The sequence below is a fragment of the Streptomyces sp. XM83C genome (assembly GCF_023072675.1).
GTDB lineage: Bacteria > Actinomycetota > Actinomycetes > Streptomycetales > Streptomycetaceae > Streptomyces > Streptomyces thermocoprophilus.
Window position 1 is genome coordinate 1 of record NZ_JALLGL010000187.1, and the last position, 12,738, is coordinate 12,738.

The window sequence follows — 12,738 nt, forward strand, 5'->3', positions numbered from 1 at the left end:
GAGTTGGGGCGTACGGTGGGGGTGCGGTGGAGGGTTCCGGTGGGTCGGAGTGCCGCCTGGAGGGGCGTCCCTTTCATCCCGTAATGTGTGGCCCCGTCGTCACGGCATTCCCGCCAGATGTGACGCGCTCTTGGGGAAGGGACTCTAGGACTTGATGGAGCGCACCGTCGTCCGTTGTGCCGATGGGCACGTGTTCACCACCGCTTCGTTCCCGATGCAGCAGGCCGAGCGCCTCGGACCCGGCCGGCTCGTACGGTGTCCTCGCTGCGCCAGGCTCCGCAGCGCGGTGCCGGTGCCCGTCGCCGTCGGCAAGCGGTAACCGCCCGGCCGCGGTCACCAGCGGCCCGGCGGAAGATCGTCGAGGCGTGCGGAGCCGTCGCGATTGTCGGGGCTCCGCACGCCTTGCGTATCCTCGGGGAGTGCTTCTCTCAGACAAGGACATCCGGGCCGAGATCGACGCCGGGCGGGTTCGGATCGACCCCTACGACGAATCCATGGTGCAGCCGTCGAGCATCGACGTGCGTCTCGACCGGTACTTCCGCGTGTTCGAGAACCACCGCTACCCCCACATCGACCCCTCCGTGGAGCAGGCCGACCTCACCCGGCTGGTCGAGCCCGAGGGCGACGAGCCGTTCATCCTCCACCCCGGGGAGTTCGTGCTGGCCTCGACGTACGAGGTGATCACGCTCCCCGACGATCTCGCGTCCCGCCTGGAGGGCAAGAGTTCCCTCGGCCGGCTCGGGCTCGTCACCCACTCCACCGCGGGCTTCATCGACCCCGGCTTCTCCGGTCACGTGACGTTGGAGCTGAGCAACCTCGCCACGCTCCCGATCAAGCTGTGGCCCGGCATGAAGATCGGCCAGCTGTGCATGTTCCGGCTCAGCTCGCCCGCGGAGTTCCCCTACGGCAGCGAGCGCTACGGCTCCCGCTACCAGGGCCAGCGCGGGCCGACCGCTTCCCGTTCCTACCTCAATTTCCATCGAACCCAGGTGTGAGTGCCGACATGTCCGCCGTACGAGAGAACCTGACCTACGAGCAGTTCGGCACCGCCGTCCGCGAGCTCGCCCAGACCATCGCCGACGACGGCTACCGGCCCGACCTGGTGCTGAGCATCGCCCGCGGCGGTGTCTTCGTCGCCGGCGGACTGGCGTACGCCCTCGACTGCAAGAACATCCACCTGGTGAACGTCGAGTTCTACACCGGCGTGGGGCAGACGCTGGAGATGCCGGTCATGCTGTCTCCCGTCCCCAACGCGATCGACTTCACCGACAAGAAGGTCCTCATCGCGGACGACGTCGCCGACACCGGCAAGACCCTCAAGCTCGTCCACGACTTCTGCCTCGACCATGTAGCCGAGGTGCGCTCCGCCGTGATCTACGAAAAGTCGCAGTCCCTCGTGAAGTGCGAGTACGTATGGAAGCGGACTGATGACTGGATTAATTTCCCGTGGAGTGTCGAACCGCCCGTCGTGAAGCGGGAGGGGCAGGTTCTCGACGCCTGACGGTACGGGCGGTCGTCGGCGGGAGTGTGTCTGAGCCCGGCGCCCGCTCCGTTCCGTCCAGTTTGTTCCGTTTCTTCTGGTCAGTTCAGTGTCCAGCGTCGTGCCACGTCCCCGTGGAGGGTCAGCCAGGTGCCGTCGCCCAGGGGCAGGGGGTCGGGGCATTCCGTGCCGGGGTAGCGGAGTTCGCCCGCGGGGCGCAGTGTCGTGGCGTCCAGGAGCAGATGGTGGTCCGACGGGCGGTCCGGGTCCCGGCCCACGGCGACCAGCAGGCGCCTGTCGTCCAGGAAGCCGGGGTGGCGGCCGAGGAAGCGCAGGCCCTGAGGGAGGACGTCGCCGGCGTCCGTGCGGATGCCCTTGGCGCCGCCCGGCGTGTGCAGGGTCAGCCGGCGGCCGTCCGGCGCCGGTTCCGCGGTTGCTTCCCCGAGGGCCGACCCGGCGATCGGGCCGTCGTCGTCGCCCAGCGGGGCCGCCCGGAGGAATCCCTCGCCGAGGGCGATCTCCCACGTTCCGTAGGTCTCGCCCGTCAGGGCGTTCAGGAAGACGCGGGGCGGGGCGGTGAGGGAGTGCTGGAAGAAGTAGCGGGCGGGGCCCGGGGGCCGCTGGAGTTCCGTGGCCGCGACACGGCTGCCGTCCCTGAGGTCCAGCGCCACGCACAGGTCGGCGCCGGGGCAGCCGTCCTCGTCCAAGAGCCCCGTGGTGACCGCGAGCAGACAGCGGCCCGTGGCGTCCGCCGCGCAGGACGTGCCGTGGCCGTCCTCCGCCGGCCACGGCTGGAACGGGTACGTCCACCGCACGCGGCCCTCGGCGTCGAAGGCCCGTACGGTGGTGGCGCCGGCCACCGCGAGGCCGCCGTCGGGCAGGGGTGAGACGGAGCCTTCGGCGCCCTCCCAGGTCGTACGGGCCGCCAGCACTCTGCTGCCGTCCGGGGCGATCCGGCCCACCGTGACTCGGTCCGCCTCCCCGGCGACCAGCCAGCGGGCGCCATGGCGGATCAGGAACACGTCGAGGCCGCGGCGGGCGCGGGCGTGAAGGCCCGGCAGCTCGTCCTCGGCGAGCAGCTCGGCCGTGCGCGGGCCGACGGCGGTGCGTGAGCGGTCCATGGGCACTCGTGTCTTCGTCTCGGTCGATGGCGAGGACAGTGGATCACGTCCGGGCGCCCGGCGGCCGTCTGCCGGCGTCGACGATGTCACGGTGTCGCCCGTGGACCCGGCCCGGTGGACGTCCCCGCGAGGCCCCGGCACAGCGTGGCGGGGCCTTCGTGGCGGACGGACGGGTCTACGTCAGAACGTGCCCAGCTTCACGATCGACAGCAGCGCGATCAGCTGGATCGCCGACGCGCCCAGGGCCTTGGGCCAGGGCAGGTCGTGGGAGCGGGTGACCATCAGAGTGAGGAGAGCGCCGCCGGCCACCCAGGTGATCCAGCCGAGCACCTGGACGAACGACGCGTCACCGCCCGCGAACATCGCCACCACCAGACGCGGCGCGTCCGACAGGGCCATGATCAGCATCGAGAGGCCGACGGTGGGCTGCCAGGCGCCGTTGCCGCCGAGCTGGCGGGCGAGGGTGTGGGTGACCACGCCCAGCACGAACGCCGACAGCACCATCGCCACCGCCGTCGTCAGCACGATCGGGATCGCGTTGGAGAGCGTGGCGTTGATGGCGTCCTGGCGGGCGCCGTCGAAGCCGAACACGGCGAGCAGGCCGTAGAGGAAGGTCACGATGAGGGCCGGCGCCCACATGGTGTAGTCGCGCATCCGCAGGAACGTCCGGTCGGGGGAGAGGACGATCCCCTTCAGCAGTTCCTTCCAGCGCAGCGGCGGACCCGTCGGGCCGGCCGGTGCCGCTCCCGCGTGGTAGGTGCCGCCCTGGTTGTAGCCGTCGGCGTACCCGCCGCCGTAGCCGTCGTAGCCGGGCTGCTCGTCGAGGGAGAACGCCTGGGTGTGGCCAGGGTTGTTGGCCGCGTACGGGTCGGGCCCGTGCCCGGGCCCGCCGAAGTACTCCGGGCCCTCCGCGTCGGAGCCGTAGCCGGGGCCGGGACCGTAGCCGGGGCCGGGTCCGTAGCCGCCGGGCTGCGGCGGGCGCTGCTGCCCCTGCGGGTACGGGTGAGGGGCCTGCGGGTAGCCGTACGCCGGCCCCGGCCCCTGAGGCGTCTGCGGCGCCTGCTGTCCGTACGGGGGGTGTTGCGGTCGCGCTTGCGGGGCGCGGTCGTCCCGGCCGCCGCGTCCGATCCTGAATCCAGCCACGCCTTCGAACGTACCTGGTTCCGCTGAGTGACGTGCCCGGGCCCGGTGTTCGGGTGGGGCTTTGCGGCCGACCTGTGACATCCCCTAGGGGAGGTGGCGGGCCGGTTCCGGGGGGATCTCGGGTGGTGCGGGGAACCCCGCCTCCGTCCGATGCGTCCCCCGCCGGCGCTTCCCGGTGCGCGGGCTCGGGCCGGGCGTTCCGCGCGGGCCGTGTGCTGTATTCCGTACGCCGTATCCCGTACGGCACAGCCCGTATCCCGTGTCCCGCGGCCCGCGTCCTGTATCCCGTATCCCATATACAGAATCCCCGCTGTCCCCGCTCCGCTACGACCCCGAGGTGGCCCCATGCCCGGCGCACGACCCGAGTTGTACGAGACCCTCGACGACCGCTTCCGCACCGGCCGGTGCAGTGCGGGGGATTCGCATCTGGAGGTGCTGTACGAGGGCTGCCGCTGGGCGGAGGGGCCCGTGTATGTGCCGGCGGGGCGGTATCTGCTGTGGAGCGACGTGCCCAACGACCGTCTGCTGCGCTGGGACGAGACGACCGGCGCGACCGGCGTGTTCCGCTCGCCGGCCGGGTACCCCAACGGCAACACGCTGGACGGCGAGGGCCGGCTGGTCACCTGTGAGCAGGGCAACCGGCGGGTGACGCGGACCGAGCACGACGGCTCGGTGACCGTTCTCGCCGAGCGCTGGCGGGGCAAGCGGCTGAACAGCCCGAACGACGCCGTCGTGCGCTCCGACGGCTCGGTGTACTTCTCCGACCCGGACTTCGGGATCGTCAGCGACTACGAGGGTCATCGTGCCGAGAGCGAGATCGGCGCCTGCAACGTGTACCGGATCGACCCGGTGAGCGGGGAGGTGCGGCTCGTCGCGGACGGCTTCCAGGGGCCCAACGGGCTGGTGTTCTCGCCGGACGAGCGGCGCCTGTACGTGTCCGAGCAGAAGCCCGAGCAGGCACCGGAGGAACCCACCCCGAGCGCGTAAGGAAGCCCCGTCCGTCCGCCACGGGGGAACAACGGACGGACGGGGCGGTATGGAGGCTGTCAGCCCGCGGTTACGCCCAGGTGAGGCGTTGCCCGTCGGGGCCGACGTGCAGCCGCATACGGTCGGCAGGCGGGCGCCCGTCCGCCTGCCACTGCGTGACACGCTCAGTGATCTCGTCCCACAGACGCGCCGTGCCGCCCTGCCGGACCATCCACCGGCCGCCGTCTTGGAAGACGACCGCCCACGCCTCGGCGTCCACGTCGATCACGACGTGTTCGGTCCGGCCGTCGCGTTCCAGCGTGAGCCGCTGCGCGCGCGGCGCGGCGAACTGCGCGACGAACCGGGCGGTCCAGTCGTCGAGCACATCCGCGCCCAGCTCCACGGGCACCGCGTCGCCCTCGCTGAGGTTCGGCAGTATGCCCAGCGGGGGAGGAAGATGGGGACGGGCCAGCATGAACGAGACCTGTCCGCCGAGAACCGGGCCGCTGGCCGTGCCGTCGTCAGCGACCATGAGCCGTACGAGTTCGGATGCGTGCATCCATCCGCCGACCGTGACCAGGACCTCACCGCCGGGCCTGGTCTGCGCGAGCCAGTCAGCCGGCACGGTGTGCACGCCGCACGTGGCGATCACGCGGTCATACGGGCTGCCCTCCTTGTAGCCCGCCAGTCCGTCACCAACCACGCGGGCAGTCCAGTACCCGGCGCCCGCGAGCGAGATCCCAGCACGGGCGGACACCTCCGCGTCGACCTCGACCGTGGTCACGTTGTCCTCGCCGACGACATGGCACAGCAGCGCCGTTGAGTAGCCCGTGCCCGTGCCGATCTCCAGAACGCGCGTCCCCTCGGTCGCCCGCAGGTCTTCGAGCATCCGCACGACCAGACTCGGCAGGGTGGACGACGACGAGGGGGCCGCCGCGATGCGCCCCTCGACCTGGTCGGGGAAGACGCCCCCGGCCACCTGCGTCACGAGGGTGTCGTCTTCGTAGATCCGCGCGAGTCCTTCCGCGGAGTCTCCGGCCGCGGGCCGGTACCAGCCGCCGCCTTCGTACTCGAACCAGCCGCGCGCGAGGAACGCCTCGCGGGGCACCGCCATGACGGCCGCCTCCCATTCCGGGCTGCGCAGGGCGCCAGCCTTGGACAGGCGCCGCGCGAGGTCGGCCCGTAGGTGTTCCGACGGCAGGGGTTCACTCATGCTGACTCGCTCCGTTCTCCAACAGGTCTGCGATTGCGGTTGTGATCGGCAGTCCGGCCGCGTCTTCGAGCCACGCCCATTGGCCATTGGGGTTGCACTCCAGAAACCACCATGCGCCGTCCGCGGTCAGGGCGAAGTCGAAGGCGCCGAAGTTCAGCCCGAAAGCGGTGAGGAACCGCAACAGCGCCCCGCGTATTACGTCCGGGCAGGCGACCGGCTCATAGGTGAGGCTCTGGTACTCGGCTCTCCAGTCCACGACCCCGGGCGGCGCGGTGATCCGGGCGCTGAACACCTGCTCGCCGACGACGACCGCGCGCACGTCCGCCACCTTGGGCACCTGCGCTTGGAACAGGTGTGCGCTGTGGCTCACCGCGCCGTCGACCTCGCCCGCTTCGGCCGGGGCCGCCCAGATTCCGGCGGGCTCGTCCTCGACCTCGTACGCCCCCGCGTGCAACGGCTTGTAGATGGTGGGCTGTGCGGCGCAGAACGCTTTGGCCTCCATCGGATCGTTTGTGATCAGGGTGGCCGGGACCGTGAGCCCTACTCGGGTCGCCGCGTCGAGCTGCGCGGGCTTGTACTCCGCCCGCGCGATGGCCTGCGGGTGGCTCAGGTACAGGCAGCCCGGCAGCGCGCCCAGCACGCCGCCCAGGCCGCGCCGGTTCTCATGCGCGGCGAACCGGGCCGCCTGCTCGCCGCTCCCCGTCGGGTAGGGACTCGGCCGACGGTGGTAGAGGGCGCGTACGGCGGACAGGTCGGCCGTACGCTCCCCGACCGACAGTCGCCCGCCCCATCCGCCCGCCTCGACGCGCGCGGCGAGCACCACGGGCGCCGGGAAGTCGCGCCCCGGGTCGAACCGGAGGACGGGCACCCGGCGCCGGTTCAACTCCGCGATGACCAGATCAGCGGTCGCGTCCTCGTACTCCGTGCAGACCAGCACCGGGCGTCCGTCCATGGCGCTACCCCCTAGTCCTGCGTCGCGTCGTGGCCGGAGTCGGCATCTACCTTGCCGTCCTTCCCGACCTGCGTGGGCGGGTAGGTGTTCACGCTGGTGCCGTGCTTGCCGAGTTCGGCCGGCGTCATGACTCCGTCCTCGCCGATCCATTGGCCGGTCTGCGTGGCCGGGTCGAGGCCCGCGTACCGCCACGGCGAGGGAGAACCGTTGCGCAGCGGAGCCATACGGCGCAGCCCCCACGGGGTCGGCGCGGTGGTCTCCGTACCTGCGAGGCTCGTCTGCAAGTCTCCTCCTAGGTCGCTTCGTACGGTGGTGTTGTGCAGGACCCGCCCCGACAGGCGCTCGACCTGTCCAAGGGTTGCGGGCGGATGATCCGACCGGGGCGGGGTGGTACCCGCTCCCCTGCCGGGGGTGGTGTGGGAGAACCTGTGAACGGGTCATCCCCGGCAGGGGGCGGAGTCTTCAACGGCGGGGCAGGCGGTGACGCCCCCCAGTCAGGCCCGTGGACACGGGCCGTGGCGGGGGCGCATGTGCGGGCACAGTGAAGGTGGCGGACTGTGCGACGCGGTCCGCGGTTCGGTCCCGGTCGTGCGACTGGACACGCACTATGTGGTCAAGCTCCGCGATGCATGGGCCGCACGCGTATAAGTCACCCGTGGCGCCCGGCGTCGCCACCGAGCCGACCCACAGGACGCGCACGCCCTCGCGTCGGCAGTACAGCCAACAGGCCCCGGTCACCCACTGGTTCCCGTCGTCCGTCTGCGCGACGAGTGGCCAGGCGTCACGCCACGGGCGCGCAACGGCCGGGGCGAAGGTCACACCGTGCCCCCGTTCGCCCGCACGAGTTCGGCGAGTTCTGCCGGAGGTCGCATCACGGCGTAGTCGCCGAAGCTTCGGCGATAGCGACGGTGCCCGGTCTCCTGCGTGTGCCTGCGCTGCCACTCCTCGACGGGTCCCGGGCCGCTGTGCGTGCCGGACTCCGCCCCGCACTCGGTTTCGTCCCCGGACACGCACCGGGCCCCGTACTCCGGTTCTGCCGTCTGGTCCTGCTCGATGGTGAACGGGACGTAGCGGAACCTGCGACGAGTCACCGCGTGACCCTTCGCTCGCTGTGCGCCGAGTCCTTGACGTGTAGCAAGCCGCCGGCCTTCTCGATCTCGCGCGCCACCTCGTCGTACTCCTGCGGCACAGACGAGATCATCGAGCGCCACGCCGTAAGCACTGCCCCGGCCTCGCCGCTCTTGATGTGTTCGACGGCCCGTCCCAGCCCGTCACGCCCATGGGGCGAGAGCAGCCCCGCGCGTTCCTCGATCAGGCCCGTGATCTCCCACCCGAATGCTTCGGCGTACTCGGTGCACTCCTGGCGGGGCGCCGTGATGTCCGTGTTGGGGGCACCACACAGGTAGATCACGCAGCGGAACCGCTCGACTTTCGCCGCCTCGGCCGGCACGTCGGCCTCACCCGGCCTGATGCCCGCTGCCGCGTCCGCGAGTGCCTGTCGCCGTCTCAGGTCGCCTTCGGTTCGGCGGACCCTCGCCCGCCCCTGCCTCTGTCCGCTCTCGACGCTGACCATGCATCAAGCGTGCCCGTGCGATCACTCACGGTGAAGTGATGAGGCGTACGACCGGGCGTGGTAGGCGGGCTCGCGCTCCTACGCTCCGTAGGACTCACGCGATCAAGGGCATGCCGATGAGTTCGCTGATGTTCCGCACGCGCGCCGTGGACACCTTCGCAAGGCGCCTACCGATGACGCCCGGCAACGCCTGATGCTTGACCCACTCCGGAGCGTCGAGCGCTACCTCGATCAGCGTGTCTCCGGCCTGGTCGTAAAGGCCGGCCGCGCACTGGGCAAGGGCGACGTCGAGCTTGTACCGGTTGCGGGCAACCTTCGACATGGACTTGGGTAGCTTCTTCATTTCGGGGTGACTGGCGAGCTTCAGCGCGCGCCCGTAGTTCTTCAGGGCGACGTGGATTCCAACCGCCTCGGTCTTCGCCGCCGTTGGGCCGAAACTGGTCCCGTACAACTTCTCGTCTCGTCCGAGCCTCGCCGCTGCGGCGTGCGCCTGTGAGATGTAGTCGTCGGCCGCGCTCTCGTCCTCCCGCCGCGACGCTGCCACGGCCGCGGAGATCATCAGCCGCCCGTATGCGAGCAACTGCGGGCGTAACCCGTTGCTGAACGACGGCTCGATTGCCAGTGCCGCCCGCTCGGCCACGGCGACGGCGCGCGGCAACTTGGCGCCGCGCAGGTAGATCCACGACAGCGTGGACTCCAGCAGCGCTGTAATCACGGGGTCGTCGACTTCCCGCGCGAGGTGCTTCGCCGACGTGAGCGCGCTCAACGCAAGGTCGCGTTGCCCGAATCCGTTCGAGCAGGACGCGGCTACACGGTAGGTACTCGCCAGGATCGATCCCAACTGCTCGCGCTCGCTTCCCGTAGCGCTCGCGTACCTGACCTGTCCTTCCATGAGGACTTTGGAGGCGTAGCTACTGACCTTCGCCGTGTCGCTCGCCCAGTACGCGTCCCACGCACGGTCGCGGGCCTCGCTCAAGTCCTTGACGGTGCTCGGGTCCTCGATGCCTTCCCACTCGCCAAGGGCACTCTCGTGCACGGCGTCGGACAGTTGGCGCAGGGCGGCGCGGTCGCCCTGGTCCATGCCCCGGCGCGGTGCTTGCTGTCCCAGGATCACGGATACGTCCGTGTTCAGCGCGTGGGCGAATTTGAGCAGCGAACCCACCGACAGCTCGCCACGGTCCTGCTCGGCTTTCTGCACCAGGGCGAGCGAAACCCCCGCGGCATCCGCGAGTCCCTGCTGCGTCAGATCGGAGCCCCGTAGGTGCTTGATGCGCTGCCCGTTCGTAAGGTCGGCCCAGTTGCTCACGATCACCCCAGTGCGTTTGCTCAGGCTGCTGTACTCCGATGGTAGGTTCCGACACCCGGGCGCCCGGGGCGAACGGAACAGACGCAGGGCAGGGCGCACTCGGCACCCGGCCTCAGATGAACGTTCCCGCCTCATGCCGCCGCAACACCGAGCGGCGGCGTCCCCGTCCAGGCGAGGGCACAGCCAGGGCACATGGCCTCAGAAAAACACGAAAACCTGCGGCAACCACCGAAAGTGATTCCCGCAGGTCAGAGGTCCTATTTTGGCGTCTACGCAGGTCAAGCGATCATGGCGGGAAGTTCGTGTCCGACAGCCGCGCGAACCACATCCGTGTCTTCGACGTCCGCGACGACGGCGGCCTCGACGAGGCGGGCGTGTTCGCGGAGTGCTCCGAGGGCCAGTTCGACAACATCCGCTTCGACGACCAGGGCCGGCTGTGGGCGGCGGCGATGCACGGCGGGGTGCACTGCTACGACCCGGACGGCACCCTGCTGGGCCGGCTGCTGGTGCCCGGCATCGTCGCGAACATCCGCTTCGGCGGCGCCAGACGCAACCGGCTGTTCATCGCCGCCGACACCACCCTGTACTCGCTGGTGATGAGCGTCACCGGCACCTCGCCGCTGCCGGGCGTACAGCGCGGGCCGGGCCGCCCGTAGATTTACGGGAGCCGTACAGCCGTCGGCGGGTCCCGTACCGGCGGGCCCGCCCCCGTCCGAGGAGCCAGAGTGACCGACCCGGCGTCCGCACCCCTGTCCGTCCAGCGGGAGATAGCCCGCGAACTCCAGGTCGACCCGGAATTCGACGCCGGGCGGGAGATCGAACGCCGGGTCGCGTTCCTCGCCGAGCGGCTGACCTCCACGGGCCTGCGGTCCCTCGTCCTCGGCATCAGCGGCGGCGTGGACTCCACGACCACCGGGCGGCTGTGCCAGCTCGCGGTGGAGCGGGTCCGCGCGGCCGGGCAGGAGGCCACGTTCTACGCGATGCGGCTGCCGTACGGGGTGCAGGCCGACGAGGCGGACGCGCAGCTCGCGCTGGAGTTCATCCGCGCCGACCGGGTCCTGACCGTCGATGTGAAGCCGGCGAGCGACGCCGCGCTCCAGGCCGTGCTGGCGGGCGGTGCCGCGTTCCGTGACGCCCACCATCAGGACTTCGTGCACGGCAACATCAAGGCGCGGCAGCGCATGATCGCCCAGTACGCGGTGGCCGGCGCGCACGACGGGCTCGTGGTCGGCACCGACCATGCCGCCGAGGCGGTGTCGGGGTTCTTCACCAAGTTCGGGGACGGTGCCGCCGACGTCGTACCGCTGACGGGGCTGACGAAGCGGCGGGTGCGTGCCGTGGCCGAGGCGCTCGGTGCCCCGGCGGCGCTGGTGTGGAAGACGCCGACCGCCGACCTGGAGAGCCTCGCCCCGGGCAAGCCGGACGAGGACGCGCTCGGGGTGACGTACGACGACATCGACGACTTCCTGGAGGGCAAGCCGGTCGGGGAGGCCGCGTTCGAGGCGATCGTGCGCCGCTACCGGCTCACCGCGCACAAGCGGGAGCTGCCCGTCGCGCCCTGAGCGGGCGGGCGGGCCGTGGGCGAACCCGGCGGGGCCTCGTGTCCCGGCGGGGCCTCGTGTCCCGGCGGGGCCCTGTGTCCCGGCGGGTCTCCTGTTCCCTGGCGGGTCTCCTGTTCCCTGGCGGGTCTCCTGTTCCCTGGCGGGTCTCCTGTTCCCTGGCGGGTCCCCTGTTCCCTGGCGGGTCCCCTGTGCCCTGGCGGGGCCCTGTGCCCTGGCGGGTTCCGCCCCTGCTCACATCCCCAGGAACTGGGCCGTGCTGAAGGTGACCGTCGGGCTCGGGCCGAGCAGGCCGGTCGCCGTGCCCGGGTAAACGGCGACGGTGTCCTTCGTCTCGCCCTGGTACGTCCGTACGACCAGGTCGGCGCGCCGGTCGCCGTCGAAGTCGCCGACGGCTACGACGCGGGTGGTGCCGCTGGCCGGGGGCCGCAGCGTGACCATGGTGCGGGCGTCGGGGCCGGCGGTGCCGCCGCGGAAGACCTTCAGCCGGGAGCCGTAGGAGACAAGGTCGCTGTGGCCGTCCCCGTCGAAGTCGCCCGCGGCGAGCATGGAGCCCGGCGAGGCGAGGGTGCCGGTGGCGGGGGTGGGCAGGTCGTAGCGCAGGGACGTTTCGCCCATGGTGCCGACGGCCGCGTCGAGGGCTTTGCCCCGGCCGAAGTTCCCGAGGGCGACGTCGATGCCGGCGGGCAGGGCCGTCCCGGTGCGGGTGGGGCCCTGGGGGCCGCCCAGCACCAGCCAGGAGGGGCCGCTGCCCTCGGCCGCGCGGACCAGCAGGTCGTCGTGTCCGTCGCGGTCGACGTCGGCTGAGGGGCCGGTGGGGACGTTGCCCGGGGACGGGATCGGCGGCAGCGCCTCGCGGGGGCTGCCCTCGCGGGTGAACGGGCCGCGCAGGAAGCTGAGGCGGCCCTCGGAGGCGTGCAGGACGAGGTCCTCGGCGCTGTCGCCGTCGAAGTCCCCGCAGACCGGCTGGTCGGGCCAGTCGTTGCCGTAGCGGGCCCGGTCGGGCACGTCGAGGACGACGGCGGTGCCGGTCAGTCCGTCCGGCGAGCCGAACAGGACCTGGAGGGGCACCGGGGGCCGGCCCTGGCCGTCGTACGGCGGGTCGGTGGTGACGATCAGGTCGGTGAATCCGTCGCCGTCGAGGTCGCAGGAGTCCTCGGCGTCGAACAGGGCCGGGGCCTGCCCGTCGACGCGGGCGGCCTGCCGCTGCGGTGAGATCAGCCGGCGCGCACCGGGGGTGAGGCCGTCGGCGCTGCCGTAGACGATGCCGATGCCCGCGTCGTCCGAGTGGGCCTGTGCCTTCACCAGGTCGTCCAGGACGAGGTCGCGGTGGCCGTCGCCGTTGAAGTCGTCGGGGATCTTGCTGCCGGTTCCGTGGGGGACGGGCAGGACGGCCGGGGCGGGGCCCTTGGCCACGTGCACGGG

The 12,738-nt window shown here is 71.3% G+C and carries 12 protein-coding genes and 2 pseudogenes; 5 read left to right on the forward strand and 9 right to left on the reverse strand.

Annotation, left to right across the window (positions count from 1 at the left end; translation table 11 throughout):
- Nucleotides 1-419 precede the first annotated feature (419 nt).
- Both dcd and MTQ10_RS20365 read left to right on the forward strand, forming a co-directional pair.
- A complete protein-coding gene (gene dcd / locus MTQ10_RS20360; protein ID WP_247470169.1) occupies nucleotides 420-995 on the forward strand; it encodes a dCTP deaminase in 576 nt (191 codons plus the stop codon).
- 8 nt (nucleotides 996-1,003) lie between these two features.
- A complete protein-coding gene (locus MTQ10_RS20365; RefSeq protein ID WP_247470170.1) occupies nucleotides 1,004-1,501 on the forward strand; it encodes a phosphoribosyltransferase in 498 nt (165 codons plus the stop codon).
- Nucleotides 1,502-1,581: 80 nt separating this feature from the next.
- Here MTQ10_RS20365 and MTQ10_RS20370 read toward each other — a convergent pair whose 3' ends face one another.
- Nucleotides 1,582-2,601 (reverse strand): PQQ-like beta-propeller repeat protein, encoded by a 1,020-nt coding sequence (locus MTQ10_RS20370; RefSeq protein ID WP_247470172.1) that lies wholly within the window; start codon nucleotides 2,599-2,601, stop codon nucleotides 1,582-1,584.
- A gap of 180 nt (nucleotides 2,602-2,781) precedes the next feature.
- The gene (locus tag MTQ10_RS20375) at nucleotides 2,782-3,825 is read right to left on the reverse strand and encodes a Yip1 family protein (protein ID WP_247470174.1); all 1,044 of its coding nucleotides are present in this window, start codon (nucleotides 3,823-3,825) and stop codon (nucleotides 2,782-2,784) included.
- A gap of 264 nt (nucleotides 3,826-4,089) precedes the next feature.
- Here MTQ10_RS20375 and MTQ10_RS20380 point away from each other — a divergent pair.
- Nucleotides 4,090-4,692: pseudogene (locus MTQ10_RS20380) on the forward strand (SMP-30/gluconolactonase/LRE family protein); the annotation flags it as partial.
- Between the two features lie 109 nt (nucleotides 4,693-4,801).
- On the opposite strand, the gene tgmC reads toward MTQ10_RS20380, so the two are convergent.
- From tgmC to MTQ10_RS20410, 6 genes are all read right to left on the reverse strand, one after another.
- Complete coding sequence (gene tgmC, locus MTQ10_RS20385; RefSeq protein WP_247470176.1) at nucleotides 4,802-5,923, reverse strand: ATP-grasp peptide maturase system methyltransferase; 1,122 nt, start codon at nucleotides 5,921-5,923, stop codon at nucleotides 4,802-4,804.
- Nucleotides 5,916-6,875, reverse strand: a complete 960-nt coding sequence (tgmB, locus tag MTQ10_RS20390; protein WP_247470177.1) for an ATP-grasp ribosomal peptide maturase — start codon at nucleotides 6,873-6,875, stop codon at nucleotides 5,916-5,918. The genes tgmC and tgmB overlap by 8 nt, the downstream gene beginning before the upstream one ends.
- 11 nt (nucleotides 6,876-6,886) lie before the next feature.
- Nucleotides 6,887-7,159 (reverse strand): putative ATP-grasp-modified RiPP, encoded by a 273-nt coding sequence (gene tgmA, locus MTQ10_RS20395; protein ID WP_247470179.1) that lies wholly within the window; start codon nucleotides 7,157-7,159, stop codon nucleotides 6,887-6,889.
- A gap of 531 nt (nucleotides 7,160-7,690) precedes the next feature.
- A complete protein-coding gene (locus tag MTQ10_RS20400; RefSeq protein WP_247470181.1) occupies nucleotides 7,691-7,966 on the reverse strand; it encodes a DUF7848 domain-containing protein in 276 nt (91 codons plus the stop codon).
- Complete coding sequence (locus MTQ10_RS20405; RefSeq protein ID WP_247470183.1) at nucleotides 7,963-8,448, reverse strand: recombinase family protein; 486 nt, start codon at nucleotides 8,446-8,448, stop codon at nucleotides 7,963-7,965. The genes MTQ10_RS20400 and MTQ10_RS20405 overlap by 4 nt, the downstream gene beginning before the upstream one ends.
- Nucleotides 8,449-8,542: 94 nt before the next feature.
- The gene (locus tag MTQ10_RS20410; RefSeq protein WP_247470191.1) at nucleotides 8,543-9,754 is read right to left on the reverse strand and encodes a helix-turn-helix domain-containing protein; all 1,212 of its coding nucleotides are present in this window, start codon (nucleotides 9,752-9,754) and stop codon (nucleotides 8,543-8,545) included.
- Nucleotides 9,755-10,032: 278 nt separating this feature from the next.
- On the opposite strand from MTQ10_RS20410, the pseudogene MTQ10_RS20415 reads away from it, so the two are divergent.
- Nucleotides 10,033-10,410 (forward strand): annotated as a pseudogene (locus tag MTQ10_RS20415) (SMP-30/gluconolactonase/LRE family protein); the annotation flags it as partial.
- 69 nt (nucleotides 10,411-10,479) lie between these two features.
- Nucleotides 10,480-11,316: an ammonia-dependent NAD(+) synthetase gene (nadE, locus tag MTQ10_RS20420; RefSeq protein WP_308404584.1), complete on the forward strand. Its 837-nt coding sequence runs from the start codon at nucleotides 10,480-10,482 to the stop codon at nucleotides 11,314-11,316.
- 231 nt (nucleotides 11,317-11,547) lie between these two features.
- Here nadE and MTQ10_RS20425 read toward each other — a convergent pair.
- Nucleotides 11,548-12,738 (reverse strand): FG-GAP repeat domain-containing protein (locus tag MTQ10_RS20425; protein WP_247470193.1); only part of this gene is annotated, 1,191 nt, incomplete at its 5' end.

What these genes read in the sequence shown, in the direction of transcription:
- MTQ10_RS20365 (WP_247470170.1), top strand. Translation starts at nt 1,004, where the DNA reads ATGTCCGCCGTACGAGAGAACCTGACCTACGAGCAGTTCGGCACCGCC.
- MTQ10_RS20370 (WP_247470172.1), bottom strand. Translation starts at nt 2,601, where the DNA reads ATGGACCGCTCACGCACCGCCGTCGGCCCGCGCACGGCCGAGCTGCTC.
- MTQ10_RS20375 (WP_247470174.1), bottom strand. Translation starts at nt 3,825, where the DNA reads ATGTCACAGGTCGGCCGCAAAGCCCCACCCGAACACCGGGCCCGGGCA.
- tgmC (WP_247470176.1), bottom strand. Translation starts at nt 5,923, where the DNA reads ATGAGTGAACCCCTGCCGTCGGAACACCTACGGGCCGACCTCGCGCGG.
- tgmB (WP_247470177.1), bottom strand. Translation starts at nt 6,875, where the DNA reads ATGGACGGACGCCCGGTGCTGGTCTGCACGGAGTACGAGGACGCGACC.
- MTQ10_RS20405 (WP_247470183.1), bottom strand. Translation starts at nt 8,448, where the DNA reads ATGGTCAGCGTCGAGAGCGGACAGAGGCAGGGGCGGGCGAGGGTCCGC.